General features: G+C 65.0%; 22 protein-coding genes. 8 read left to right on the top strand and 14 right to left on the bottom strand.

Features of this window, described 5'->3' with window-relative positions:
• Window positions 1-208: 208 nt before the first annotated feature.
• Complete coding sequence (locus EAE28_RS02105; RefSeq protein WP_425466752.1) at window positions 209-1,522, bottom strand: Nramp family divalent metal transporter; 1,314 nt, start codon at window positions 1,520-1,522, stop codon at window positions 209-211.
• Between the two features lie 136 nt (window positions 1,523-1,658).
• Between EAE28_RS02105 and mntR the strand changes: the two genes are divergently transcribed.
• The 3 genes from mntR to EAE28_RS02090 all read left to right on the top strand — a co-directional run bounded on the left by mntR (window position 1,659) and on the right by EAE28_RS02090 (window position 4,073).
• Entirely contained in the window at window positions 1,659-2,117 is a 459-nt protein-coding gene (gene mntR / locus EAE28_RS02100; RefSeq protein ID WP_127104163.1) for a manganese-binding transcriptional regulator MntR, read from the top strand.
• Between the two features lie 97 nt (window positions 2,118-2,214).
• Window positions 2,215-3,666, top strand: coding sequence for an IMP dehydrogenase (guaB, locus tag EAE28_RS02095; RefSeq protein WP_127104162.1), 1,452 nt, complete (start codon window positions 2,215-2,217; stop codon window positions 3,664-3,666).
• Between the two features lie 104 nt (window positions 3,667-3,770).
• A complete protein-coding gene (locus EAE28_RS02090; protein ID WP_127104161.1) occupies window positions 3,771-4,073 on the top strand; it encodes a DUF4389 domain-containing protein in 303 nt (100 codons plus the stop codon).
• Window positions 4,074-4,323: 250 nt separating this feature from the next.
• Here EAE28_RS02090 and trpE read toward each other — a convergent pair whose 3' ends face one another.
• The 6 genes from trpE to EAE28_RS02060 all read right to left on the bottom strand — a co-directional run bounded on the left by trpE (window position 4,324) and on the right by EAE28_RS02060 (window position 12,867).
• On the bottom strand, window positions 4,324-5,844 hold the full coding sequence (trpE, locus tag EAE28_RS02085; protein ID WP_246022215.1) for an anthranilate synthase component I: 1,521 nt from the start codon (window positions 5,842-5,844) through the stop codon (window positions 4,324-4,326).
• 41 nt (window positions 5,845-5,885) lie between these two features.
• Window positions 5,886-7,745: a peptidylprolyl isomerase gene (locus EAE28_RS02080; RefSeq protein WP_164736522.1), complete on the bottom strand. Its 1,860-nt coding sequence runs from the start codon at window positions 7,743-7,745 to the stop codon at window positions 5,886-5,888.
• Between the two features lie 322 nt (window positions 7,746-8,067).
• Entirely contained in the window at window positions 8,068-9,804 is a 1,737-nt protein-coding gene (locus EAE28_RS02075) for a SulP family inorganic anion transporter (protein WP_127104159.1), read from the bottom strand.
• A 396-nt stretch (window positions 9,805-10,200) separates the two neighbouring features.
• On the bottom strand, window positions 10,201-11,268 hold the full coding sequence (locus tag EAE28_RS02070; RefSeq protein ID WP_127104158.1) for a 4-oxalomesaconate tautomerase: 1,068 nt from the start codon (window positions 11,266-11,268) through the stop codon (window positions 10,201-10,203).
• A 101-nt stretch (window positions 11,269-11,369) separates the two neighbouring features.
• Window positions 11,370-12,041, bottom strand: coding sequence for a 4-carboxy-4-hydroxy-2-oxoadipate aldolase/oxaloacetate decarboxylase (locus EAE28_RS02065; RefSeq protein WP_220443873.1), 672 nt, complete (start codon window positions 12,039-12,041; stop codon window positions 11,370-11,372).
• Window positions 12,042-12,135: 94 nt separating this feature from the next.
• Window positions 12,136-12,867, bottom strand: coding sequence for a PIG-L deacetylase family protein (locus EAE28_RS02060; RefSeq protein ID WP_127104157.1), 732 nt, complete (start codon window positions 12,865-12,867; stop codon window positions 12,136-12,138).
• Window positions 12,868-12,995: 128 nt separating this feature from the next.
• Between EAE28_RS02060 and EAE28_RS02055 the strand changes: the two genes are divergently transcribed.
• Both EAE28_RS02055 and EAE28_RS02050 read left to right on the top strand, forming a co-directional pair.
• Window positions 12,996-13,847, top strand: coding sequence for an NAD(P)-dependent oxidoreductase (locus EAE28_RS02055; protein ID WP_127104156.1), 852 nt, complete (start codon window positions 12,996-12,998; stop codon window positions 13,845-13,847).
• Window positions 13,844-15,013: a LysR family transcriptional regulator gene (locus EAE28_RS02050; protein WP_127104155.1), complete on the top strand. Its 1,170-nt coding sequence runs from the start codon at window positions 13,844-13,846 to the stop codon at window positions 15,011-15,013. The genes EAE28_RS02055 and EAE28_RS02050 overlap by 4 nt, the downstream gene beginning before the upstream one ends.
• On the opposite strand, the gene EAE28_RS02045 is transcribed toward EAE28_RS02050, so the two are convergent.
• The 7 genes from EAE28_RS02045 to EAE28_RS02015 all read right to left on the bottom strand — a co-directional run bounded on the left by EAE28_RS02045 (window position 15,010) and on the right by EAE28_RS02015 (window position 21,747).
• The gene (locus EAE28_RS02045) at window positions 15,010-16,584 is read right to left on the bottom strand and encodes an acyl-CoA dehydrogenase family protein (protein WP_220443872.1); all 1,575 of its coding nucleotides are present in this window, start codon (window positions 16,582-16,584) and stop codon (window positions 15,010-15,012) included. The two genes, EAE28_RS02050 and EAE28_RS02045, sit on opposite strands and share 4 nt — an antisense overlap.
• Window positions 16,581-17,882: a TRAP transporter large permease gene (locus tag EAE28_RS02040; RefSeq protein WP_127104154.1), complete on the bottom strand. Its 1,302-nt coding sequence runs from the start codon at window positions 17,880-17,882 to the stop codon at window positions 16,581-16,583. Before EAE28_RS02040 ends, EAE28_RS02045 begins: the two co-directional genes overlap by 4 nt.
• Window positions 17,879-18,373 (bottom strand): TRAP transporter small permease, encoded by a 495-nt coding sequence (locus tag EAE28_RS02035; protein ID WP_127104153.1) that lies wholly within the window; start codon window positions 18,371-18,373, stop codon window positions 17,879-17,881. Before EAE28_RS02035 ends, EAE28_RS02040 begins: the two co-directional genes overlap by 4 nt.
• 77 nt (window positions 18,374-18,450) lie before the next feature.
• Window positions 18,451-19,575 (bottom strand): TRAP transporter substrate-binding protein DctP, encoded by a 1,125-nt coding sequence (dctP, locus tag EAE28_RS02030; protein WP_127104152.1) that lies wholly within the window; start codon window positions 19,573-19,575, stop codon window positions 18,451-18,453.
• A gap of 34 nt (window positions 19,576-19,609) precedes the next feature.
• Entirely contained in the window at window positions 19,610-20,491 is an 882-nt protein-coding gene (locus tag EAE28_RS02025) for an amidohydrolase family protein (protein ID WP_281279556.1), read from the bottom strand.
• Complete coding sequence (locus tag EAE28_RS02020; RefSeq protein ID WP_127104151.1) at window positions 20,482-20,961, bottom strand: MarR family winged helix-turn-helix transcriptional regulator; 480 nt, start codon at window positions 20,959-20,961, stop codon at window positions 20,482-20,484. Before EAE28_RS02020 ends, EAE28_RS02025 begins: the two co-directional genes overlap by 10 nt.
• Before the next feature lie 12 nt (window positions 20,962-20,973).
• Window positions 20,974-21,747 carry a crotonase/enoyl-CoA hydratase family protein gene (locus EAE28_RS02015; RefSeq protein WP_127104150.1) on the bottom strand — a complete coding sequence of 258 codons (774 nt, stop codon included), beginning with the start codon at window positions 21,745-21,747 and terminating at the stop codon, window positions 20,974-20,976.
• 149 nt (window positions 21,748-21,896) lie between these two features.
• Here EAE28_RS02015 and EAE28_RS02010 point away from each other — a divergent pair, with 149 nt between their 5' ends.
• The 3 genes from EAE28_RS02010 to EAE28_RS02000 all read left to right on the top strand — a co-directional run bounded on the left by EAE28_RS02010 (window position 21,897) and on the right by EAE28_RS02000 (window position 25,511).
• Window positions 21,897-23,729, top strand: a complete 1,833-nt coding sequence (locus tag EAE28_RS02010; protein WP_127104149.1) for a feruloyl-CoA synthase — start codon at window positions 21,897-21,899, stop codon at window positions 23,727-23,729.
• 3 nt (window positions 23,730-23,732) lie between these two features.
• Window positions 23,733-24,494 carry an SDR family NAD(P)-dependent oxidoreductase gene (locus tag EAE28_RS02005; protein ID WP_127104148.1) on the top strand — a complete coding sequence of 254 codons (762 nt, stop codon included), beginning with the start codon at window positions 23,733-23,735 and terminating at the stop codon, window positions 24,492-24,494.
• 270 nt (window positions 24,495-24,764) lie between these two features.
• Window positions 24,765-25,511, top strand: coding sequence for a GntR family transcriptional regulator (locus EAE28_RS02000; RefSeq protein WP_127104147.1), 747 nt, complete (start codon window positions 24,765-24,767; stop codon window positions 25,509-25,511).
• Window positions 25,512-25,546: the final 35 nt, after the last annotated feature.

Here is a 25,546-nt window from a genome sequence, read left to right as displayed (position 1 = left end):
GCTGCGCAGCGCTCGCTTTGGGCGGTGTCGGTCCGGGACACTCAGCAGGTCTGGCCTTTTGCGCGCCATTGATGGCGCACAAATGAGCAGGTTCGCTGCCGCCTGATCCCGCGTTTATAGCGCCGGGGCAGGGTTGCGAAAAGGTTAATTTCTGTCGCTAAGTCCCTGTTTTGCATGCATCCGCCTGCCTGTCCCATCGTGGGACATCTCATCCCAGCCCCGGCACGCTGATCCCGAAGAACCCCGCCAGCAGCACAAAATTCAGACCCAGCACCACGACCGATCCCAAAACCGCCAGCCCGCGCATCAAAGGGCCGGTCACATGCTCGCCCATCAGATCGCGCCGTCCGGTAAAGATCACCAGCGCCACCATCGGCACCGGCAGGGCGATGGACAGCACCACCTGTGAGAGCACCAAAGCCTCGGTCGCATTGACCCCCATCGCCACGATGGCGAAGGCCGGGGCCATCGTCACCACCCGGCGCAGCCAGATCGGAACATGGATGCGCAAGAAGCCCTGCATGATCATCTGCCCGGCCATCGTCCCCACCACCGAGGACGAGATCCCCGAGGCGATCAGCGACACCAGAAACGCCCCCGCTGCCGCCGCGCCCAGCAGCGGGGTCAGCATGTGATAGGCGGTCTCGATCTCGGCCACCTCGGCGTGGCCCTGATGGAAGGCCGAGGCGGCCATGATCACCATCGCCATGTTGACCATCCCGGCCACTGCCAGCGCGACGATCACCTCGATGTTCGAGAAACGCACCAGCCTGCGGCGCTCGCCCGCCGTCGGGTTCGTCGCCCGCGCCTGCGTCAACCCCGAGTGCAGATAGATCGCGTGCGGCATCACCGTCGCCCCGATGATCCCCACCGCAATAGTCAGCGCCGCCGTGTCGGGCAGACCCGGCGTGACCAGCCCGGTCAGCGCGCCGCCCCAGTCGACGGGCGCAATGAGCATCTCGGCGAGATAGCACAGCCCGATGATCGCGACGAAGGTGCCGATCACCAGCTCCATCGGTCGAAAGCCGCGCTGCTCGACCATCAGGATCGCGTAGGTGATCACCGCCGTCGCGATCATCCCCTGCATCAGCGGCAGACCGAACAGCAGCGCCAACCCGATCGCGCCGCCCAGAAACTCGGCCAGATCCGTGGCCATAGCGGCCACTTCGCTGATCCCCCACATCACCCATACCACCGGGCGCGGGAAATGATCGCGGCACAGCTCGGCCAGGTTCTTGCCGGTGACGATGCCCAGCCGGGCCGAGAGCGCCTGAAACAGCATGGCAATCAGGTTCGCCATCAGCACGACCCACAGCAGCATATAACCGTAGCCCGCGCCGGCCTGAATGTTGGTCGCATAGTTGCCGGGGTCGATATAGGCGACCGAGGCGATCACGGCGGGGCCAACGAAGGACAACAGCGCGCGCGGTCCGCGTCGCCGTCCGGCAAGCGCTTCGGTCATGGTTGAGCGGGTACGGTCGGTCAGGCTGGCCGTGTTGCGGGGCTGGGAAGTGGGCTGCACGGGACGACTCCGGGGTGTTTGCGCGGAATGTAGCCAAGGCTACACTACTTGCAAGTGGCAAATTAATGGAGACGGCTTTGCATTCACGCCGCCTCGTCGATAGAATGGGTAAGGGTTCGCGACAGGGCGGCCCACAATGACGGACCCCGACACAGTGCCAGAGCCCGCCCCCGAGACCCTTCCAGACAGTGCCGAAACCTCGGACCGCTTCGCGCAGGCGCGCACCGCGCAATCGGTGGCCTTGCTGGAGGATTACGTCGAGCTGATCGGCGATCTGATCGCCGAGCATGGCGAGGCCCGCATCACCGATCTCGCGCAGCGCATGGGCGTGACGCATCCGACGGTCACCAAGGCCGTGGCGCGGCTGCGGCGTGAGGGGCTGGTGATCTCGCGGCCCTATCGGGGGGTGTTCCTGACCGACTCAGGCGCGGCGATGGCCGACAAGGTGCGCGCGCGCCACCGCACGGTGGTGTCGCTGCTGGTCGCGCTGGGCGTCCCGCCCGAGACGGCAGAACTGGACGCCGAGGGCATGGAACACCATGTTTCCGAGGTCACGTTGCAGGCTTTCGAGGCTTATCTGGCCCGTCAGGGCTGATTGACCACTCTCTATAGCCTGCGGCCCTTTCCTTTCCCCCAAACCCATGCCATAGGGCCGTGCCAAGCGACGACTCCCCCTGCCACAGGAGCATTCCATGCAGATTCGCGAGGCTCTCACCTTTGATGATGTCCTTCTGGTCCCCGCGGCCTCTTCCGTTTTGCCCTCGACGGCGGACGTTTCAACCCATGTGACCAAGTCGATCCGGCTGAACATTCCGCTGCTGTCGTCGGCGATGGATACCGTGACCGAGGCCTCGATGGCCATCGCCATGGCACAAGCCGGCGGCATGGGGGTCGTGCACCGCAACCTCGATCTGGAAGCGCAGGCCGAGGCCGTTCGCCGGGTGAAGCGCTTTGAATCGGGCATGGTCTATAACCCGATCACCCTGACGCCCGAGGCGACGCTGGCCGATGCCCGCGCACTGGGCGAGCGGTACAAGGTCACTGGCTTTCCGGTGGTCGACAAGGCCGGGCGCGTCGTGGGGATCGTCACCAACCGCGACATGCGCTTTGTCACCGATCCCAAGACGCCCGTGCATGCGATGATGACGGCGGATAATCTGGTGCTGCTGCAGGAGCCGGCGAACCGCGAGGACGCGCGCGACCTGATGCACGCCCGCCGGATCGAGAAGCTGCTGGTGGTGGACGCAGAGGGCCGCCTGAAGGGGCTGCTGACGCTGAAGGACACCGAACAGGCGGTGTTGCACCCGATGGCCTGCAAGGACGAACTGGGCCGCCTGCGCGTGGCGGCGGCCTCGACAGTGGGCGACGCCGGGTTCGAGCGCTCGGCCGCCCTGATCGACGCGGGCGTGGACCTGCTGGTCATCGACACGGCGCACGGGCATTCGGCCTCGGTCGCGGAAGCGGTAGAGCGGGTCAAGGCCCTGTCGAATGCGGTGCAGGTCGTGGCGGGCAACGTCGCGACGGCGGAAGCCACCAAAGCGCTGATCGGGGCGGGCGCGGATGCGGTGAAGGTCGGCATCGGCCCGGGCTCGATCTGCACGACGCGGATCGTGGCGGGTGTGGGCGTGCCGCAGCTGACGGCGATCATGGACGCAGCCTCGGCGGCGGGCGACGTGCCGATCATCGCGGATGGTGGCATCAAGTTCTCGGGCGACTTCGCCAAGGCGATCGCGGCCGGGGCCAGCTGTGCCATGGTCGGCTCGGCGATCGCCGGAACGGACGAGGCGCCGGGCGAAGTGATCCTGTATCAGGGCCGTTCGTACAAATCCTACCGCGGCATGGGTTCGCTGGGGGCGATGGCGCGCGGGTCGGCGGACCGATATTTCCAGAAGGATGCGGCCTCGGACAAGCTGGTGCCTGAGGGGATCGAAGGCCAGGTGCCCTACAAGGGGCCGGTGTCGACGGTCATCCATCAGATGGTCGGCGGCTTGCGCGCGGCGATGGGCTATACCGGCAACGCCACGGTGCCCGAGATGCGCAAGGGCTGCAATTTCGTGAAGATCACCGGCGCGGGCCTGAGCGAAAGCCATGTCCACGACGTGCAGATCACCCGCGAGTCGCCCAACTACCGGCTGGGCGGCTGAGGCCTTGACCTTGGCGCGCGGCGGGGCTTGAAGGCGCCGCCGGGCTGAGGCAGGCTTGCGGCGGGCGCTACACCGCCCGCATGCCCCAGACCCGGAGACCGCCGATGCAGCGCCAGCACCCGCACCTCGACGATGACGAGGACCCCGGTTTCGAGCCCGGCACCCGCGAGCTGATCCCGCGGATCCTGTGGATTGTGGTGATCACCATGATGATCAGCGGCGCGCAATCGGTGCTGCTGGCCGTGGCTGTGCTGCAGGTGGTGATCATGATCGCCAACCGCGGACGCCCGAACGAGGAGCTTGGGGATTTCGGCTCGATGGTCGGCGCTTGGGTCGCGAAGGCGGCGCGCTATCAATCGGCGGCGAGCGATCAGAAGCCCTGGCCCTGGACTCCGATGGGATCGTAGAGGGGGGCGGCGCTCGGGGGCATCGAGCCCCCTCGCGCCGCATGGGGCCAGCCCCACACCCCGTTCAAGGGGGACGCACGCGCCCCCCCTTGAAAATCCCCCCGTGGATATTTGACGAGCAAAGAGAGGGCACGTGGTTAACGAACCCTTATCATCTGTCCTTAAATATCCTGGGGGGTGAATTGGCCGTCAGGCCAAGAGGGGGGCAACGCCCCCTTTTCGGTCGCCCGAGGCACGAGGGCGAAACCGCTCAGCCATTGCCGCGCAAAAACAGCCCCGCGCCTTCGGCTGCCGCCCGCAGCGCCTTGGCCTTGTTCACCGATTCCTGCCATTCGGACTCAGGGTCGCTGTCATAGACCACGCCGCCGCCAGCCTGGGTGTACATCACCCCGTCCTTGACCACCGCCGTGCGCAGCGCGATGCAGAAGTCCATTTCGCCATTCGCCGCGAAATAGCCGATGCCGCCGCCATAGACGCCGCGTTTTTCCGGTTCCAGCTCGTCGATGATCTGCATGGCGCGGATCTTGGGGGCGCCCGACACCGTGCCTGCAGGCAGGCCTGCCAGCAGGGCTGACAGCGCGTCCTGATCGTCGCGGATCTCGCCGACGACGTTCGAGACGATGTGCATCACATGACTGTAACGCTCGATGATGAATTTCTCGGTCGGGTGCACGGTGCCGATCTTGGCCACGCGGCCCACATCGTTGCGGCCCAGGTCAAGCAGCATCAGGTGCTCGGCCAGCTCTTTTTGGTCCGCCAGCAGATCCAGTTCCAGCGCCTTGTCCTGCTCGGGCGTGGTACCACGCGGGCGGGTGCCGGCGATGGGGCGAATGGTGACCTCGCCGTCGCGCAGCCGCACGAGGATCTCGGGCGAGGCGCCGACAATGTGGAAGCTGCCGAGGTCGAAATAGACCATGAAGGGTGACGGGTTCATCCTGCGCAGCGAGCGGTAGAGCGCGAAGGGCGGCAGCGGGAAGTCCTGCGCCCAACGCTGCGAGGGCACGACCTGAAAGATGTCTCCGGCGCGGATGTAATCCTTGGCCTTGTCGACCGCCGCCTTGTAGCCGTCCTTGGTGAAGTTCGAGACCGCCTCGCCGACCTGCGCCATATCTCCCAGCGCGCGCCCGGTGCCCATCGCCTCGCGCTCGAGGTCGCGCAACGCGTCCATCACCCGCTCGGCCGCCTGTGCATAGGCGGCGCGGGCCGAGAGCCCGTTGCCGACCCAGGCGGGCGAGACCACCGTCACCTCGCCCTTGACCCCGTCCAGCACCGCCACGATCGAGGGGCGCATCAGCACCGCGTCGGGCAGGTTCAGCGGGTCGGGGTTGTTTTGCGGCAGATCCTCGACCAGACGGATCATGTCATAGCCCAGATAGCCAAAGAGGCCCGAGGCAACCGGTGGCAGATCCTCGGGCATCGCGATGCGGCTCTCGGCCAGCAGCCCGCGCAGGGCATCGAGCGGGTGTCCGGGCAGGTCGACAAACGCCTCGTCGTCAAACCGGGCATCGCGGTTCAGGCGGCTGGCGCCGCCCCGGCACTGCCAGATCAGATCGGGCTTGGTGCCGATGATCGAATAGCGCCCGCGCACCTCGCCGCCGGTGACCGATTCCAGCATGAAGCTGTCTTTGCGGTTGCCGACGATCTTGAGCATCAGCGAGACCGGCGTGTCGAGGTCGGCGGCCAGGCGGGCATAAACCACCTGGTTTTCACCGCGCGCCCATCCGGCTTCGAAATCGGCGAAACCGGGGGTCAGCAGGGCGGAATGGGTCACGGCTGGAAACCTTTGCAGCGGGACGGTCTGGGACGGTCAGATCAGGGGAAGGTGGCGTGTACCGCGTCGATGGCAGGCTGGTTCAGGGTGATCCCGGCCTCGGCCTGCAGCGCGCGGGCGAAGTAGGTGAACACATCCTGTGCCAGCGCCTGACCGATCTGCTCGTTGATCGCGCCGGTCAGCTGCTCGGTCTGCTCATCGGCGCTGTCGGGCGCTTCGGTCTCACCGACGTAGACCAACAGCAGCCGCCCCTCGGCCACCGACATCACGGGCGTGTTGGTATCGCTGGTCATGATGGTTTCCAGCATGGTGGCGGGAACCTGCGTCAGCCGGTCCAGACGGGTGATGTTCTCGAACACTTCGGGTGACAGGTCGCGCGTCTCGCCAAAGGTTTCCGGGCCTTCGGCAACCAGATCGGCGCTGAGCGTCTGGCCCATGCTTTGCAGGGCCGCATCGACAGCGGCGACACGGGCACCGGCAGCGACGGCTTCGCGCACGTCTTCAATCGGACGCGGGGTCGGCGGGGTGACCGAATCGAGCCGGATCGCAAACAGACCGCCATCCGACAGGCCGGCCAGTTCGGGGAAGTCATCGGCGCTGACGGCAGCGGCAGCCGTGCCGAATTCCGAATAGGCTGCGATGCCTTCGTTCGAGTCGCGGTTCCAGTCGATGGTGCCCAGCTGCATCGGGGTTTCCTCGGCCAGCTGTTCCAGCGTTGCGCCGCCCGCCAGAAGATCGTCAAAGCCTTCCTGCTGGTCCTGGATCGCCCGGCGCGCGCCATCGCCTGCCAGTTCGGCACGCAGCTCGTCGCGCGCGTCCTCATAGGGGGTTTCCTGGGCGTTCAGGATCGCGTTCATGCGAAACAGGGCTGGCCCGAGGTTCGAGGGCAGGGGGCCGACAACGGTGCCCGCATCGACCAGGCCGAAGACCGCAGCGCCGGCAGCGCCCAGTTGCGCCTCGCTCACATCGCCCATATCGGCGTCTTCCAGCGACAGGCCGCGCTCTTCGACCAGCGCGTCGAAGGTCATCTCGCCGGAATCAAGGCGCGCCTTGGCGGCCTGTGCTTCGTCATCCGAGCCAAAGACCAGACGCTCGACGAGGCGGCGTTCAGGCTGCACAAATTCGTCGATGCGCTGCTCGTAAAGGGCGCGGATCGAGTCCTCATCGACCTCGACCGTGTCGAGCACCATTTCCGGCGTGAGCCAGGCGTAGGTAATCGAGCGGGTTTCGGGGGCGGTGAAATCGGCGATATTGGCCGCGTAATAGGCGATGATCGCGGGCTCGTCAGGGTCCGCGACAGGCGCGGGCAGATTGGACTCGGTCAGCGTGAACAGCGTGAAATTGTGGCGCATGGCGTAAAAGCCAAGGAGCGCGCTGCGCAGGTTGTCGGGGGTTTCGACCCCGGCGGCTGTGGCCGCCTGCAAGATGCCGCGCGCGGCGTCGCGACGGACTTCCTCTTCGAATTCGGCCGGGGACTGGCCAACGTTTTGCAGGGCAAAACGGTAGGCATCCATGTCAAAATTGCCGGTCGGGCCCTGAAAGGCGCGGATCCCGACAACGGTGCGCTGGACGTTTTCGTCGCCAACCGAGATGCCGATGCGCGCCGCTTCGTTCTCCAGTGCCGCCTGTGTGATCAGTTGCGCCCGGACCTGTTGGTCAATGCCGACTTGCTGGGCGAAGGCGATGGTGACCGGCTGGCCGATTTGCTGTTCGACCGCGCGCATCTCGCTTTGCAGGGCGCGGGCATAGGCCTGCGTGCTGATCTGGCGGTCACCGACGCTGCCGATCGAGGTGACGCGGCTGCCAAGGAAACTGTCAATGCCAAAGCCACCCAACCCCGCAATCAGCAGGATCATCATCCCCCAGGCAAGGATGGATTGGGCGCTATTTTTCTTGGCCATCTCAGGGGCTCCGACTGTCAGGACTGGCCCTGTGTAGGGGCGAAAGCGCACAGGGGCAAGCGGGTTGCGCGGGGGTGATCGGGGGCTCCCGCCCGTCGGGCGCAGCATCACAGATGCTGCCCCTCCCGTTGGGCCGGGCGCCGCGCAAGCGCGGCGCGGGAAGGGGGGCCTTGCCCCCCTCTTCGGCTGCCGCCGAATTCACCCCCCAGGATATTTGGAGACAGATGATAAGGCTTCGTTAACCCTGTTTCATTTTCTGTCTTAAAATATCCACGGGAGGAGTCCAGAGGAGGGGGTGCGGGGGGCGAGCAGCCCCCCGCTTTTACGCAACCGCGTCGGGCAGCGGTCGGGGTGCGCCCGTAAGACTGCGCCAGCCGTCGTACTGCGACTGGAACACCCGCCCGTTCAGCTCCGCCAGCAGATGTGACTTGCGCAGGCGGTCCATAACCGGGCCTTTGACCTCACTCAGGTGCAGTCCGACGCCCAGATCCTTGAGCCGCCGGTTGATCGATTCCAGGCTTTCCAGCGCCGAGTAGTCGATCTCGTTCACGGCCGAGCACATCAGGATCACATGTTTGATCGCGCAGCCCTGGGTGACGCGGTCCTGGATCAGATCTTCAAGGAAGCGCGCGTTGACGAAATACAGGCTCTCGTCCACGCGCAGGCTGAGGATGCTGGGAAGGGTTTCAACCGTGTGGCGGTTGATGTTGCGGAAATGTTGGGTGCCCGGAACCAGACCCACCTCGGCAACATGCGGCCGCGAGGTCTTGTAAAGATGCAGGCCGATCGACAGAATCACCCCGGCAGATACACCGGTCTCAACCCCGAAGCCCAACGTCAGCAGGATCGTCGCGGCCACGGCAAAGAAGTCGGCGCGCGAGTAGCCCCATGTTTTCTTCAGGATCGAGAAATCCACCAGCGACAGCACCGCGACGATGATCGTTGCTGCCAGCGTCGCTTTGGGCAGGAAGAACACCAGCGGTGTCAGCGCCACCGCCGCGATGGCCAGGCCCACGGCGGTATAGGCCCCTGCGGCGGGCGTCTCGGCCCCGGCGTCGAAGTTGACGACAGAGCGGGCGAAGCCGCCGGTGACCGGGTAGCCGCCGGTAAACGCCGCGCCGATATTGGCCGCGCCCAGACCGATCAGTTCCTGATCCGGGTTGATGCGTTGGCGTTTCTTGGCCGCCAGCGTCTGCGCGACCGAGATCGATTCGACAAAGCCGATGATCGAGATCAGCAGGGCAGGGATCAGCAATTGCTTGAGCAGTTCGGGCGAAAACGACGGCATCGTCAGGGGCGGCAGGCTTTGCGGGACCGCGCCCACGACCGCCACCCCGTGATCCGCCAGCCCCAGCCCCCAGGTCAGCACCGTCGTCAGCACGACGGCTGCGACCGGCCCGGCCTTGGTCAGAACGTCAGCCATCTTAGGCCCCAGCCCGGCAGCGCGCAGCCGGGGTTTGAGCCCTTTACGCACCCAGAACAGGAACCCCGTCGCCGACACGCCAATCGCCAACGTGGCCGGATTGGTGTCGCCCAGATGTGCAACCAGCGTCTCGATCACCTCGATCAACGTGTCGCCGCCAGCGGCAACGCCTAGAATATGCTTGAGCTGGCTGGCGGCGATCAGGATGCCCGAGGCCGTGATGAAACCGGCAATCACCGGATGCGACAGGAAATTCGCCAGAAACCCCAGCTTGAACACACCCATCGCCAGCAAGAACACACCCGACAAAAACGCAAGCGTCAGGGCTGCGAGGGCGTAACCCATGGTCCCGCTCTGCGCCACCTGCCCAACCGCGGCGGCGGTCATCAGCGACACCACGGCGACCGGTCCGACGGCCAGCGCGCGCGAGGTGCCGAAGATCGCATAAAGCACGATTGGCGCGATCGAGGCATAGATACCGGCTTCAGGCGGCAAACCCGCCAGCAGCGCATAGGCCAGCGATTGCGGGATCAGCATGATCGTCACGATCACCGCCGCAATCATATCATTGGAGAAATTCTCGCGGTTATAGCTGCGGCCCCATTCAAGAACCGGGATGTATTTGGCAAGGGTCATGGTCTTGTCTTTCAGGGTCAAAGGCACCGGGCGCCATCCGTCGCCACCGTGGCAAATCGTTGAGCTTAGTTCGCCAGCTGGAATTTGCCGACAATCCTCGCGCTGACGGTGCGCCCAAAGGCGGCGTTCACGGCGACGATGCCGAGCCCGCCGCAGCAGGGAAACGTTGGATTTGAGGTAACGGGTCTGCGGCTGCGCTTCAGTGAGTTTGTCACAGAGGGGCGGGAAAACATATCTAAAAAATAAAATATGTTTATGGATGCCGGTAAATCAGGGCGTATCGGGGGGCTGCTCGCCGCCGTCGCCAGAAGGGGGAGCACGCTCCCCCTTCCGGACTTCTCGCGTGGATATTTTCAGGCAGAAAATGCCGCGAAGGGGTTGTTAAGGTTAACGCGGTCAGGCGCGTGGGAAGACCCGGCCGTCGAGGAGCTTGCGCGCCGTGCGCAGCGTGCCCGCACCCGTCACGGTACCCTCTGCATCCGTTTCGATCAGCACTTCGGCGGCGCCGGTCGGATGCTCGATGTGATAGCGCCCGTCGCCCGGGATCGCAGCCAGTCTGGCCGCCGGGCTGCCTTCAAGCGTGCAGGCCGTCGCCACGCTGACGGCGGCAAAAACCCCGATCGAGGCATGGCAGCGATGGGGAATGAAGCTGCGGGTATTGATCGCGCCGCCGTTTGTGGCTGGCGAGACCAGTGTCATCTTGGGCACGGATTTCTCGGTGACATCGCCCAGATTCATCATCGGGCCGACCTGCAGGCGGATCTTTTCCAGCCGCTCTTTCAGCGCCGTATTCGCCTCCAGCTCCTCGCGGCTTTCCTGCCCGGTCACGCCGAAATCCGAGGCCGCCATGATCACACAAGGCATGCCGTTGTCGATCAGGGTGCAGTCCACCCCATCAACGACATCAACCACGTTCCCCGAAGGCAACAGCGCCCCGCACATCGACCCGGCAATGTTCTGGAACATCAGCGGGATCGGCGCATGGCCGCCCGGCACCCCGTCAATCTGCGCGGTTCCGGCATAGGTTACCCGCCCGCCCGGGGTCTGCACCACGGCCTTGGCTACCTCACCGGTGTTGAGCATATGGATGCGCACCGGCGTCTCCTCGCCCGCCACCACCACCAGCCCGCGTTCGATCGCCGCCGGTCCGACGCCCGACAGGATATTCCCGCAGGCCTGCGCGCCCGAGACCAGCGCCTGATCCACGAAGACCTGCAAGAAAAGATAATCCACATCCGCATCGTCGCGGGTCGAGGGCGACAGGATCGCAACTTTCGAGGTCAGCGGGTCCGCCCCGCCGATCCCGTCGATCTGGCGCGCATCGGGTGAACCCATCACCCGCAACAACAGATCATCGCGCGCCGCGTCATTCCTGGGCAGATCCGAGGCCAGAAAATACGCCCCCTTCGAGGTCCCGCCCCGCATCCACAGGCAAGGGATACCGTCAATCGCTGGATCGCTCATCATCTGTCCTCAAATATCCACGGGTGGAGTCCAGAGGAGGGGGCGTGCCCCCTCCTCTGGGCAGGGGGTCCGGGGGGCAGCAGCCCCCCGGCTTTCCCCGCTCAGATATACTTCAGGCCTTTCTCGGCCAGCCGCTCGCGCATCGAATAGATGTCCAGCCCCAGCTCGCCCGCCGCCAGTTTCAGCCGCTTGGCTTCCTCGGCATCCAGACGCTTCTGGGCGGCGGCCTGCACCGCTGCCGCGTCGGCGCGCGGCACGATGACCACGCCGTCGTCATCGGCAATCACCACATCGCCCGGATTGACCAGCGCGCCCGCGCAGACGATCGGGATGTTCACCGAGCCCAGCGTTTCCTTGACCGTGCCCTGCGACGACACCGCCGTCGACCACACGCCAAACCCCATCGACCGCAGATCGCGCGTGTCGCGGACGCCCGCGTCGATGATCAGCGCGCGGCACCCCCGTGCCAGCGCCGAGGTCGCCAGCAGATCGCCGAAATACCCCATGTCGCAGGGCGAGGTCGGTGCCAGCACCATCACATCGCCCTCTTGCAGCTGCTCGATGGCGACGTGGATCATCCAGTTATCGCCGGGCGCTGCCGAAATCGTCACCGCCGATCCGGCGATGCTCAGATCCTGCTGGATGGGGCGCATCTTGCAGCCCATCAGGCCGGTACGCCCCTGTGCTTCGTGAACGGTGGCGACCCCGGCCTTGCCGAGGGCTTCGATGATTGCCTTGTCGGCACGCTCGATGTTCTGAACGACTACAGCCATGATCAGCCTCTTTCGTGAATATTCAGTCGGGGGCGCCGGTGATCGGCACCCCCGGGATCCTGTGGCGCGGGCTTGCATCCGCGCCGCAGGAGGCTCAAAGCTCGTCGACCGTGCGCGGGAAGATCGACTCAAACCCTTCAGCGTATTTGCAATCGCGCCCGCCGGACATGCCGCCCGAGTTGCGCTTGAAGTGGTTGGCGCGCTGCTGGGCGACACGGGTGTAGAAGTCCCACAGGTGGACCTGACCGTTCATGGCCTCCATCGCTGCGCGTTTCTTGTCCCAGACCGACGTGATGTCGAGGAACACGTCCGGCTTCCAGCCCATCTGCTCGGTCTGGTGCGGCTCGAACAGGTAGACCTGCGGCGCGCCAAGGACTTTCTCGCCGGGGTTATGGCCCCAGGCCTGCGCAGTGGCGCGGCATTCAAGCACGATCTGCGTGGTCTGCATGTGGTCCGAGTTATACGGATCCCATTTCGAGTGCGACATGATGAAGGACGGCTGCACCGCGCGCATCACATCGACCAGCTTGAAGCGGGTCTCGCGGGTGAAATCCATCGGGTAGTCGCCCAGATCGAACTCGACCAGATCATGCACACCCAGCGCTTTGGCAGCGGCTTCGGCCTCGGCCTTGCGGATGTCCTTGACCTCTTGCAGCGATTTGCCTTCTTTCCACAGCTTGGCGCTTTCGCCGCGCTCGCCATACGACAGGCAGGCGACGGTGACGTTATAGCCCAGCTCGGCGTGCAGGGCGATCGCGCCGCCGCAGCGCCAGACGAAATCGGCGGCATGGGCGCTGACGATGAGCGCGGTTTTCTTCGGTGTCATGATGGGTCCTCCAAATCTGCGCGCAGAGTGCGGAAAACCCGGCGTAAACGCAAATCGGAAAGCTGTGCGCAGGTATAAGGCGGTGCTATAGTCCCTGCCGAAGAGCAGGGGCTGACCCAGAGGAAAGAATGAACGGAAAACTGGCATTTGTCGGGTTTGGTGAAGCGGGACAGGCCTTTGCGGGAAGCCTGTCGCGGGGCGGGCTTGAGCGGGTCGCGGGCTATGACGTGAACCGTGAGCGGGCTGCCGCGATGCGCGCACTCGAGGTGATGCCGGGCGACCGGGCGCTGGCTTTGGCCGGTGCCGGGGCGGTGTGGTGTCTGGTGACGGCGGACCGCGCTGCCGCAGCGGCTGAGGACTGCGTGCCGCATCTGGCCCCCGGTACGCTGTGGTTTGACGGCAATTCCTGCTCGCCCGGCACCAAGACGCAGGCCGCCGCGCTGATCGAGGCGGGGCAGGGGCGGTATGTCGATGTGGCAATCATGGCGCCGGTTCATCCGCTGCGCGCCAGGGTGCCGCTGTTGCTGGCCGGGCCCTGGGCCGAGGAAGCCGCCGGGCAGCTGCGCAGTCTGGGGATGAACCCGACGGTGGTGGGCGACACGGTGGGGCAGGCCTCGACGATCAAGATGCTGCGCTCGGTGATGATCAAGGGGATCGAGGCGCTGACCGCCGAATGCGTGCTAGGCGCGCGCAAGGCGGGGGTTGAGGAGCGGGTGCTGGCCTCGTTGCAGGCGTCCGATCCGGGCTTCGACTGGACCGCGCGCAGTGCCTATAACTTCGAGCGCATGGCGGTGCATGGACAGCGGCGTGCTTCGGAAATGCGTGAAGTTGCCAAGACGCTGCGCGAGCTGGATCTGCCCGACCGCATGGCCGCCGCGACAGCGCAATGGCAAGATCAGATTGGCAGTTTGAAGGTGGCGATGGACAGGGACGACCTTGGCCCGCGCGCCGATGCGTTGCTGGCCGCGCTGAAACCATGACCCCCAGCCTGCGCCATTTGCGGGTGTTTCTGGCCGTGCTTGACTGCGGCACGATCACCGGCGCGGCGCGGGCGTGCAACATTTCGCAACCTGCGGCCTCGCAGGCCATCGCGCGGCTGGAACGCGAGGCGGGCATGGCGCTGATCCATCACGCGCGCGATGCGTCCGGTCCCACGGATGCCGGGCGCGCCTTTGGCCTGCGGGTGCGGCGCGCGCTGGCGCGGCTCGATGCGTCGCTGGCGGTGGTGGCCCCGCGTCTGGTGCTGACCGCCACGCGCTCGCAACTCGGCGCGCTGATCGCCGTGCGCGACGCCGAGAATTTTACCTTTGCCGCCCAGCGTCTTGGCCTGTCGCAGCCCAGCGTCCACCGCGCGGTGACGCAGCTTGAGTCCGAAGCGGGGCGGCCACTGTTCCAGCGCACCGGCAAACGGATGCAGCCGACCCGTGCGGCGCAGATGTTGGCCGATGCGGCGCGGTTGTGTTTTTCGGAACTGGAGCAGGCCGCCGCGGAATTGGCCGATCTGGCCGGGCATGAAGCCGGGCAGATCGTCATTGGCGCGTTGCCGCTGTCACGCTCGATTGTGCTGCCGCGCGCGATTGCCGAGTTCCGTCTTTTGCGCCCGACCATGCCGCTGCGCATTCTGGACGGGCCGTATACGGACATGCTGGCAGGTCTGCGGCGCGGCGAGATCGATATGATCGTCGGCGCGTTGCGCGAGCCTTTGCCGGTGCCCGAGGTGGTGCAGACACCGCTGTTCACCGACGATCTGGTGTTGGTGGTGCGACCGGGCCATCCGCTGCTTCAGGGCGGAGAGCCGAGCCTTGACCAGCTCGCGCGGTATCCGTGGATCGTTCCGCGCCCCGGTACGCCTTCGCGCGCATCGTTCGAGCGGTATCTGGCCGAATTCGGGCCGCGGCGGCTGGCGATGATCGAGTGCAGCTCGCTGGTCTTGCTGCGCGAGCTGCTGATCCTGAGCGATCACATCGGTTGCCTCAGCCGGATGCAGGCGGGGGCCGAGATCGCGCTGGGGGCGCTGAGGCCGCTCGATGTGACCTTGCCGGAAACCGCGCGGTCCATCGGGCTGACCACGCGCGAGGACTGGTTGCCCACCGCGGCGCAGGCTCAACTGGTCGAGATCCTGCACCGGGTGGGCGCCAGCCTTTAGGCGACGGGGGCTTGTGCCGTGGCGATGTGCATCGCCAACTGGGCTGAGGCGCTGGCCATGAAGTGCTTGGCCTCGGGCGTGTCGGCGATCCGCGTGGACAGCCACGCCTGCACCGCCACCCAGCCCGCACGCAACACGCTGTCGGCCATCCACGCCTGACGGCTGCGGTCGGGTTCGGCCATCGCGTCGTCCATGAACGCCGCGAATTGCTCGATCACCGCTGCCTGCGCCGGGTGATCGGCGCACTCAACGCGGGCGCGGGTCAGGAAGCTTTGCAGCGCCTTGCCGCCATCGCCCAGCGTCTGACGCAGGAAGAAATCCTGCCCCTGCATGCCGGTCGTGCCCTCATAGATCGCGAACACGCGGCTGTCGCGCAGCGACTGTTCCAGCGTGTAATCCTTGGTAAACCCGGCGCCGCCCAGCACCATGATCGCCTTGCCCGCGGTGTCGAAGGACAGCTCGGCGCCGAAGTTCTTGACCAAAGGCAGCATCCACGCGGTGAAGCGGGCGAGGTCTTCATCCTCGGCGCTCAGATCGGCGGCGGTGGCGGCTTCGAGCAGGGCCAGACGGTAGATGTCGATCGCGCTTTTCATCGCGATCAGCTGGCGGCGCACATCGGGGTGCTCGATAATCGCGACTGGCGGTTCCTTGGGGTTGCCGCCTTGGCGGCGGTCGGCGGCGTGGGTCGCGGCCACGTCATAGCATTTGAGCGCGGTGCCCAGACCCTGACAGGCAACGGTCAGGCGCATGTGGCGGATCATGGTGAACAGCTGCGGCAGACCGCGCCCTTCCTCACCGATCAACCGCGCGCGCGCGCCGTCGAATTGCAGCGCGCAGGTGGGAGAGCCGTGCAGGCCCATCTTTTCCTCGAGCCGCTCGCAGGTGACGCCGGGGCCGCGCTCGACCAGAAACAGGCTCAGGCCGCGCGTGCCCGGCGCGTCTCCGGTGCGCGCCAGCAGGCAGTGCCCGATACGCTCGCGAATGTCGTGATCGCCAAAGCTGATCCAGATCTTCTGGCCGCTGACCGACCAGCCATCGGCGTCCTTGACGGCCTTGGTACGGATTCGGCCCACGTCCGAGCCTGCGCCCGGTTCGGAAATGCAGATCGTTGCGCAGCGCTCACCGGCAACCAGCGCGGGCACCCAGTCATCGCGCAGCGACGGCTCGGCCCATTCGGCCAGCAGCAGCGCGGCCGAGCGGGTGCCGCCCACAGCCATCATGAAGGCAGGGCAGGCGCGCTCGAACAGCGGGTTGGCGGCGGCGAACATGGTCAGCGGCATACCCATGCCACCGAAGTCCTCGGGCTGTTCCAGACCCAGCCAGCCGCCCTCGACCAGCGCGTCAAAGGCGGGGTGATAGACAGCGGGGACACGCACAGAGCCTGCGTCAAACACCGCGCCCTCGCGGTCGGCGGGGATGTCGAGCGGGGCGATAGCGCCTTCGGCCATCTTGGCGGCTTCGGTCAGGATCGACTCGAGCGTTTCATCGTCGATGGGCCCGCGAACGCGGGCCCAGTTCGGTGTCACGGTGAGCGCCGCCATCATTGCGGACGCGTCATGTCTGTAAGTCACATCAACCTCGGCAGGAACAGGATCAGAGAGGGGAAGGCGATGACGATGAACACCACCACGATGTCAGCCGCCAGGAAGGGCACAACGCCTTTGAAGATCTGCGAAACGGTCGCGTATTGGCTGGCGACATTTCGGATGACAAAGACGTTCATCCCCACAGGGGGCGTTATCATGCCGATCTCAAGCAGCTTGACGAGCAGCACGCCGAACCAGATCAGGTCGATACCCTCGGCCCGGAAGATGGGCAGCAATACCGGCAGGGTGACCATCATCGCGCCGAAGGGTTCCATGAACATGCCAAGGATCAGGTAGATCACCACGACGCTGATCATCAGCTGAACATAGCTCAGCTCGGCACCGCTGACCCAGTTCGAGATATAGCTCGACAGCCCGGTGAGGCCCAGAAAGCGCGTGAACATCGCGGCACCAACGCCGATGATGAACAGCGAGGACGAGGTTTGCAGCGTCTCGATCATCGAGGTCTTGAAGATCTGCCAGTTCATCCGCTTGGTGCCGACACCGATCAACAGCGACCCCAGCGCCCCCACGGCACCCGCCTCGGTGGCGGTGAACAGGCCCGAAAACAGCCCGCCGAAGACGATGAACATCAGCAACAGGATCGGCCAGATGTTGAGCAGGGCCTTGCGGGTGTCCAGCCCGTCGGCATCCAGCGGCCGGGGCGGTGCGATGTCGGGGCGCAGCCAGCAGGTCAGCAGGACGATGATGGAATAGGACACCGCCGTGACCAGACCGATGGTGATGCCCCCGACGAAGACCTTGGTGATCGAGGTTTCGGCGAAGACGCCATAGACGATCATCAGAATCGACGGCGGGATCAGCGCGCCGATGGTGCCACCCGCCGCAATCGCGCCCGAGGCGAAGCTGGGCGAATAGCCCGATTTCACCATCTCGGGGATGGCGATGCGGCCCATGGCGGCAGCGGTGGCCAGCGACGAGCCGCAGACGGCGGCGAAGCCCGAGCAGGCGAAGATCGAGCTGATCGCCAGCGCACCGGGCACCCGGCGCAGCACGGCCTTGGCGGCCTCGAACAGGCCCGCTGTGAGCCCGGCGTGGTATGAGATGAAGCCCATCAGCAGGAACATCGGCACCGCTGAGAGGGTCCAGTTCGAGATGAACGAGAAGGGGGTGTTCGAGATGATGCCGATCGCCGGGGTCAGGCCCAGCATCCAGGCGACACCGCCAAACGAGACGCCGATCAGCGCGATGGCGACGGGCACGCGCAGGGCCAGCAGCACAAAGAGCACCGCGATGCCTGTAAAGCCGATGGTGATACTCATACGCGCGGATCCTTCAGCGGCGAGAAGAGGCGAAGCAGGGTGACCAGACCGGCAAGTCCGAAGCCCAGCGGGGGCAGCCAGTAGGCGGGCCATGTCAGCACGCGGGTGCTGTTGGCCATCAGGTAGCTGCCGCGGGCGGTGTTGGTCAGCGCGACCTTGAACGTGACCCAGGCGAGGATGAGGTAGACGATGGTCGAGATCAGCGCGACCATGCGGTCCGAAAAGCGCAGCACGCCGGGGCTCATGAAGCCTTCAAGCACCTCGACCTGCACCATGCCGCCCGACCGTTCGACCCAGGCCAGCGGAATAAAGGCCAGCGCGACCATGTAATAATTGGTGACGATCTCGAATGTCGCGGGGATCGGCGCGTTCATCAGGTTTCGCATTGTGATGTCGATGGCGACATGGGCCATCAGGGACAGAGTGGCCACGGCGCCGATGATGGCGAGCATGGCCAGCAGACTGTCTTCAATCCGTTCTAGGCGTTGCATGGTTCCTCCCCGGAAACCGGCCGCAGGGTAAAAGGCATGCCGCCGGGGAAGTTCCCCGGCGGCATGGTTTTTGCGGATTACTGGCCGTAGGTCGCGTAGTCGACGTTGGCCCAGACGGCCTCGTTCACACGCTCAGCCATGGCCACCGGGTCGTTGTTGACCTCTTCGGCAACAGCTGCCCAGTTGCTGTACAGCTCCTGGAAGCGCGCGATGCGCTCTTCGGCGTCGGCAATGCCGTAGCGTTCGGTCGAGATCTGCGCGGCGCTGGCCGCTTCGGTCGCGACGAAGTCCTGCACCGCAGCAACGAACTCGTCGTCCGCTTGATACAGCTCGATCCCGGCTTCACGCGCTGCAGCTTCGGCCTCTTCGGGCATCGAACGGCCCCAACGGTCGGTGAAATCGGCGTTGGCGCGGTTGGCAGCCCGGGCCATCGCGGCACGGTCCTCGACCGACAGGCTTTCCCAGGTCAGGCCCGAGGTCATGAAGTTCGACGTTGCCTGATACAGACCCAGCGGCACGAAGGTGACATGGGTGATCACGTCGACCAGACGGAACGAGATCAGGTCAGCGATCGACGCCATCGAGCCGTCGACAACACCCTGGCTGATGGCCTCAAACGTGTCGTTCACCGAGATCTGAGCCGGGACAGCGCCGAAATGCTCGGCGAAACGGGCCCAGGGCGAGCCGCCCGAGCGCAGACGCATGCCTTCCAGATCTGCGATCGAGTGCACCGGACGGGTCGACAGGATCTCGTAGACGTCCGACGCGCCCGAGCCCAGATAGACAAAGCCGAAGTCGTGCAGCTCTTGCTGGCACGGCTCGCATTCGACGATGAACTGGGTCATCGCGGCCGCGGCAGCCTGACTGTTGCCCGAGGTCAGCGACAGCTCACCGGCCAGCGCCATGTAGGGCAGTTCTGCCGGGAAGTAGAGCGGCAGGAAGTTACCGACTTCGGCAACCTGGCTCTGCAGCGCGTCCTTCATCTGGCCCAGATTGACCACTTCCGGGCCCAGCATCGTGGTGCCCAGACGGCCCTCGGATTCTTCGGGCAGATACTGCGCGAAGTTGGTGTAGAGCACACCGTTGGCCGGGTGCGCCGGCGGGGCCGCCGGTGCGATCCGCAGCACGCGGTCTTGCGCCGCTGCACTGAAGGCAAGTACCGAAGCTGCAATTGTGAGTCCGGCGAGTTTCGACAGTTTCATCTTGGTCTCCTCCCAAAGACGCCCTTTGTAATGCTCAGAGATTCAGCAGTCTCATGGCATTCTCTTTCAGGATGAGGGGGCGTACCTCGTCCCGAAATTCCGCTTTCTCGAAGTCGGCCAGCCAACGGTCCGGCGTGATCGCCGGCCAGTCCGAGCCGAACAGCATTTTCTTGCGCAGCATGGTATTGGCGTATTGCACCAGAATCTTGGGGAAATACTTGGGCGACCAGCCGCTGAGGTCGATGTAGACATTGGGCTTGTGGGTCGCCACCGACAGCGCCTCTTCCTGCCAGGGGAAGGACGGGTGCGCGAGAATGATCTTCAGATCGGGGAAATCAACCGCCACATCGTCCAGATACATCGGGTTCGAGTATTTCAGCCGCATGCCCATGCCGCCGCGCATCCCCGAACCGACCCCGGTCTGGCCGGTGTGGAACAGCGCAATCGCGCCTTCGTCCTGAATGGCCTCATAGAGGTCATAGGCCATACGGTCGTTGGGATAGAAGCCCTGGAACGTCGGGTGGAACTTGAACCCCTTGATGCCGAAATCGCGCACCAGACGGCGGGCTTCGCGCACACCCATCTTGCCCTTGTGCGGATCAATCGAGGCGAAGGGGATCAGAATGTCGTCGTTGGCCGCCGCGATCTCGGCGACTTCCTCGTTGTGATAGCGGCGAAAGCCCGTCTCGCGCTCGGCATCGACCGGAAAGATCACGGCCGCAATCTTGCGCTCGCGGTAATAGGCGGCGGTGTCCTGAATGGTCGGCAGCATGCCCTCGGCGCCAGCCGGGTTCTTGAAGTAGTTCGCCATGCCCGTCTGAAATTCATTATACCCGTCGTCACGGCAGGTATCGCAGGGCTCTTCGGCGTGCGTGTGAATGTCGATGGCGATGATATCGTCGAGATTCAGGGGCATTCAGGGGCCTCTTTGAAGGTAAGTTTGCCAAGCAGGCCGAGCAGTTGCTCGACTTCTTGTGGCGTCAGGCCGATACGTTCGGCGGCGTGTACGGCGAGAAAGCTCGCGCGGTAAGTATCCAGATGGGTCTGCCCGGCTGCCGTCAGCGAGAGCAGAACCGAACGGCGATCCTCAGCCGGGACCGTCCGCTTGATATAGCCTGCGCGCACCAGCCGTTGCACCAGCTTGGTGGTATGCGCAGGCTTGATGTTCAGCGTGCGCGCCAGCGTTCCCTGCTTGAGCCCCGGGTTCAGACCCAGAACCCAGATCACCGTGAATTCGCCGGGGCGCACATCGCTGTCGGCAAACTCGCGAAAGAACTGATCGTAAGCGCGGGTCTGTGACATGCGCAGCATGAAACCCACAGAGCCGCGCAGATCACCCAGCTCGACGATTTCTTCGTCGACGGTGGCAGGGAAGGGGGCGTTCATCGCGCCCGGTCCTTATTCGCCGGGGCGGGCGACTTTGCCCACCTTTTTGGACAGGAAGGCGTTCAGGCGTTCTTCGGCCTCAGGCGAGGTCGCGGTGAACGACGCGATGAAGCTTTCGACGAACAGCCCGTCATCGGTGCCCATGTCGTTGATTCGCGGCAGGGCGTTGATGATCGCATAGGTCGAGATCGGCGCGTTGGTTGCGGCATGCCTGGCCAGCTCGATTGCCTTTGCCAGCGCTTCGCCTGCGTCCACGACATAGTTGACAATGCCCCAACGCTCGGCGGTGACCGGATCGACCGAGCGGCCCGTCAGCATCAGATCGGTCATCCGCGACACGCCCATCAGGCGCGCCGAACGCACCGAGGCCCCGCCGCCGACGAAGATGCCACGCTGGCCTTCGGGCAGCGCAAAGAACGCGGTCTGGTCGGCAACACGAACGTGCACGGACGACGCCAGTTCAAGCCCGCCGCCGACAACCGCGCCATGCAGCGCCGCGAACCACGGCAGCTTGCCGCGCTGGATGCGGCCGAAGACTTCGTGCCAGCGGCGCGAACCGTGGACGCCCTCGAACGGGGTTTTCTTGACGTGCTCGGCCAGATCGAGCCCGGCGCAGAAATGCGGGCCGTGACCGTGGATCACGGCGGCTTTGGCGTTGGCTTCAACGTCGGTGATGACGTCGTTCAGCTCTTCGATGAAGGCGTCGGAAATTGCATTGCGCTTTTGCGGACGATTCAATCCCACAACCGCGACATCGCCGTTATACTCAAGTGTGAGGTAATCCATAGTTTGGCCCTGTCGCTGTCTGAAAAGCGAACCGCCCCTCCCGGTCGATTCCTGCGGAAGTATCCCCGCAAAAAGTATCCGTGTAAACAATAATTCGCTATCCGCGGAAAATGTATCCGAGTATACATTTTGCCACGGAGGACCCTACCATGACAGAATCACCGCTTCGCTCGGTTGAGCTATGGAATCCCGACGTCGACTGGGAGCGCCGCGATGACGGCTCGATCCTGGTCTGGCAAAACGGCAAGCTCGGCGATTATCCCGCACGCCTGTCCGACCGCATCAAGCATTGGGCCAAAGAGCGCCCCGACACCCCCTGGATGGCCGAGCGCGACGCTGACGGTGTCTGGCAGCGTGTCACCTTTGGTCAGCTTCTGACGCATATCCGCTCCATCGGGCAGGCCCTGCTGGACATGGGCCTGTCGACCGACCGGCCGCTTGTCATTCTCTCGGGCAATTCGACCCAGCACGCGCTGATCGCGCTGGGTGCGCAATACGCGGGCATCCCGTCGGCGGCGATTGCCCCCGCCTATTCACTGGTCGCCGGCGAGTTCGGCAAGCTTGACGCCGTACGCGACCAGATCACGCCGGGCGCGGTCTTCGTGCAGGATACCGGCCCCTTTGGCCGGGCGATCGAGGCGGTATTCGGCGATCTGCCGGTGCTGGGTGTTTCGGGCGAAGGCCTTGCGATGAGCTGGGACGCGCTGCTTGCCACCCCGGCGACGGACGCGGTGGACAAGGCCAATGCGGCCACCGGCCCCGATACGATTGCGAAATTCCTGTTCACCTCGGGCACCACGGGGTCGCCCAAGGCGGTGATCCAGACCCAGCGCATGATGTGCGTGAACATGGAGCAGATGACCGATTGCTACACCTATCTGCGCACCGAGCCGCCGGTCATCCTGGACTGGTCGCCATGGAACCACGTTGCGGGCGGGAACCTGTGCTTCAACACTGCCATCTATAACGGCGGTACGTTCCACATCGACGGCGGCCGCCCGACGCGTGAGATGATGGCCAACACGATCCGCGATATCCGCGAGATCAAGCCGAACTGGTACTGGAACGTCCCCTTCGGCTACGAGATGCTGGTCGAAGCGATGGATGCTGACCCGTCGCTGGCCGATGCGTTCTTCAAGAACCTCAAGCTGAAGTACTACGCCGGTGCGGCGATGGCCCAGCACACCTGGGATGCGCTGGAACGGCTGGCAGAAAAGTCCACCGGCGAGCGCGTGCTGCTGGCCACCGGGCTTGGCTCGACCGAAACCGCACCGTTTGCGCTGTTCAACACCGATCCTGAGGCCCCTGCCGGCTGCATCGGTGTGCCAGCAAAAGAGATCATCCTGAAGCTGGTTCCGGTTGAGGGCAAATGGGAGGCCCGCGTCAAAGGGCCGAACGTGACCCCGGGCTATTGGCGCAACGAAAAGCTGACGGCCGAAGCCTTTGACGACGAGGGCTTTTACTGTCTGGGCGACGCGCTGAAATTCGTGGACGAGCAAGACCCGTCCAAGGGCTTCTTCTTCGACGGGCGCGTGGCTGAGAACTTCAAGCTGTCCACCGGAACCTGGGTCGGCGTCGGCGCGCTGCGCGCCAAGCTGACCGATGCGCTGGGCGGGTTGATGCGCGACGCGGTGATCGTGGGCGAGGGTGAGGATTACCTCGGCGCGCTGCTGGTCCCGTTCCGCCCGGCCATCGAGAAACTGGTGCCGGGGGGCGAGGGCATGTCCGACGCCGAACTCTGCCGCCATCCGGTACTGACCGAGGCACTGGCCGAGAAGCTGGCAGCCTATAACGCCACCGCCACCGGCTCGTCGCTGCGCGTGCTGCGGGTGATCGTGATGGATGAGGCGCTGAACATGGATCGCGGCGAAGTGACCGACAAAGGCTCGGTCAACCAGCGCGCGGTGCGCGCCAACCGCGCCGAGCTGGTTGCCGACATCTATGCAGGCAGCAAGCGCGTTATTCTGGGCAAGAAGGGCTGAGCGATGCAGATTGACGGATGTTCGGTTCTGGTCACGGGCGCAGGCTCGGGGCTGGGCGAAGCAACGGCCCGCATGCTGGCCGCGCGCGGCGCCAAGGTCGCGATCCTGGACCGCGATCTGGCCAAAGCGCAGGCCGTGGCCGGTGAGATTGGCGGGATTGCGGTCGGCGGGGATGTGACCTCGGAAGAGGATGTGAACGCGGCGCTGGATGCGGCGACCTCGACGCATGGCATTCCCCGGATCGTGGTGAACTGTGCGGGCATCGGCACTGCCGGGCGCGTGCTCGGCCGTGACGGGCCGCTGGCGCTGGAGATGTTCCAGCGCACGATCAACGTGAACCTCGTCGGTACGTTCAACGTGATGCGTCTGTCGGCCGCCCGCATGGCGCAGGCCGAGCCGCTTGAGGATGGCGAACGCGGTGTGGTGATCAACACCGCGTCCGTTGCGGCGTTTGACGGACAGATCGGGCAGGCGGCCTATGCGGCCTCCAAGGGCGGCATCGTTGCCATGTCGCTGCCGGTCGCACGCGAACTGGCGCGGGTCGGTGTGCGCGTCAACGTGGTGGCGCCGGGGATTTTCCTGACCCCGCTGCTCTATACCTTGCCCGAAGAGGCGCAAAAGGCGCTGGCGGCGGACATTCCCTTTCCGCAGCGGCTGGGTGATCCGGCGGAGTTCGCTGACACCGTCTGTTTCATGGCCACCAATCGCTACATCAACGGCGAATGCGTGCGGCTGGACGGATCGGCGCGGCTGAAAGCGAAGTAAACCGCGCAAAGCGGCGCGCCGGTGGCCAGACCCGGGAGGGTTTTCCACCCTCCCGGACCCTCCCGGAGGATACTTTCAGACAGAAAATGCGGCGCGGTTAACGAAAGCTTAACGCGCCTCTTTGCTCTTCAAATATCCTCGGGGGGTGAATTCGCTGCAAGCGAAGAGGGGGGCTGAAGGCCCCCCTGTTGCGTTGACGGGCGTCGCGGCAACGTGGGGTTTGCGTGTCGCGGCGAAATGTATACATTTACTGTATACATGGGAGGGTTCATGTCCGAATCGAAAAGCGTCAACCTGACCAAGCGGGCGACCTACGAGTTGCGCCAGCGCATCATACACGGCGGATTGCCGGGTGGCACGCGGCTTTACGAGGTTGCTCTGTCCGAAGAGTTGCAGATCTCGCGCACACCGGTGCGGGAGGCGATGTCGCGGCTGGCCGAAGAGGGGTTGCTCGAGCGCGCGCCGGGGGGCGGGTTTCAGGTACGTTCGTTCAGCCTGCGCGATGTGACCGATGCCATCGAGCTGCGCGGTGTTCTTGAGGGCACCGCAGCGCGGCTGGCGGCGGAGCAGGGGGTTGAGCCTGCGCAACTGGTGGCGATCAAGGCATTGCTCGACAGGCTGGACGGCTGCTTTGCGCCGGGCGGTGCCACGGGGCGCGAACAGATCGATTTTGACGCCTATAGCGAGTTGAATGCGCTGTTTCACCAGCGTCTTTCGGAATTATGCGCCAGTCCCGTCATCCTGCGCGAGCTGGAACGCGTTGTGTCGCTTCCTTTCGCGTCACCCTCGGCCTTTGTGCTGGGGCAGGCGGATGCTGCACGCTCGAACCGTTCGCTGGCGTTGGCGCAGGCGCAGCACCGCGCGCTGGTGCAGGCGATCGAGCAGCGCGAAGGGGCGCGGGCCGAGTTCATCGCGCGCGAACACGCCCGGATCGCGCGCGGCAATCTTGAGGCCAGCTTCGTTTCGGACCCGCAGGCGCCGGAATGCGTGCCGGGCATGGCGCTGATCATTCGCTGACAGCCGGCGATGCATACACGGTTTGTGTAAAATCG

Source organism: Pararhodobacter zhoushanensis, from assembly GCF_003990445.1.
Lineage (GTDB): Bacteria > Pseudomonadota > Alphaproteobacteria > Rhodobacterales > Rhodobacteraceae > Pararhodobacter > Pararhodobacter zhoushanensis.
The sequence above is the reverse complement of the archived record's forward strand: the minus strand, read 5'-3'. Positions and strand labels throughout refer to the sequence as shown.

Coding starts and splice junctions, on each gene's coding strand:
- mntR (WP_127104163.1), top strand. CDS start 1,659: ATGACGGACCCCGACACAGTGCCAGAGCCCGCCCCCGAGACCCTTCCA.
- guaB (WP_127104162.1), top strand. CDS start 2,215: ATGCAGATTCGCGAGGCTCTCACCTTTGATGATGTCCTTCTGGTCCCC.
- EAE28_RS02090 (WP_127104161.1), top strand. CDS start 3,771: ATGCAGCGCCAGCACCCGCACCTCGACGATGACGAGGACCCCGGTTTC.
- EAE28_RS02080 (WP_164736522.1), bottom strand. CDS start 7,745: ATGGCCAAGAAAAATAGCGCCCAATCCATCCTTGCCTGGGGGATGATG.
- EAE28_RS02075 (WP_127104159.1), bottom strand. CDS start 9,804: ATGACCCTTGCCAAATACATCCCGGTTCTTGAATGGGGCCGCAGCTAT.
- EAE28_RS02070 (WP_127104158.1), bottom strand. CDS start 11,268: ATGAGCGATCCAGCGATTGACGGTATCCCTTGCCTGTGGATGCGGGGC.
- EAE28_RS02065 (WP_220443873.1), bottom strand. CDS start 12,041: ATGGCTGTAGTCGTTCAGAACATCGAGCGTGCCGACAAGGCAATCATC.
- EAE28_RS02060 (WP_127104157.1), bottom strand. CDS start 12,867: ATGACACCGAAGAAAACCGCGCTCATCGTCAGCGCCCATGCCGCCGAT.
- EAE28_RS02055 (WP_127104156.1), top strand. CDS start 12,996: ATGAACGGAAAACTGGCATTTGTCGGGTTTGGTGAAGCGGGACAGGCC.
- EAE28_RS02050 (WP_127104155.1), top strand. CDS start 13,844: ATGACCCCCAGCCTGCGCCATTTGCGGGTGTTTCTGGCCGTGCTTGAC.
- EAE28_RS02040 (WP_127104154.1), bottom strand. CDS start 17,882: ATGAGTATCACCATCGGCTTTACAGGCATCGCGGTGCTCTTTGTGCTG.
- EAE28_RS02035 (WP_127104153.1), bottom strand. CDS start 18,373: ATGCAACGCCTAGAACGGATTGAAGACAGTCTGCTGGCCATGCTCGCC.
- dctP (WP_127104152.1), bottom strand. CDS start 19,575: ATGAAACTGTCGAAACTCGCCGGACTCACAATTGCAGCTTCGGTACTT.
- EAE28_RS02025 (WP_281279556.1), bottom strand. CDS start 20,491: ATGCCCCTGAATCTCGACGATATCATCGCCATCGACATTCACACGCAC.
- EAE28_RS02020 (WP_127104151.1), bottom strand. CDS start 20,961: ATGAACGCCCCCTTCCCTGCCACCGTCGACGAAGAAATCGTCGAGCTG.
- EAE28_RS02015 (WP_127104150.1), bottom strand. CDS start 21,747: ATGGATTACCTCACACTTGAGTATAACGGCGATGTCGCGGTTGTGGGA.
- EAE28_RS02010 (WP_127104149.1), top strand. CDS start 21,897: ATGACAGAATCACCGCTTCGCTCGGTTGAGCTATGGAATCCCGACGTC.
- EAE28_RS02005 (WP_127104148.1), top strand. CDS start 23,733: ATGCAGATTGACGGATGTTCGGTTCTGGTCACGGGCGCAGGCTCGGGG.
- EAE28_RS02000 (WP_127104147.1), top strand. CDS start 24,765: ATGTCCGAATCGAAAAGCGTCAACCTGACCAAGCGGGCGACCTACGAG.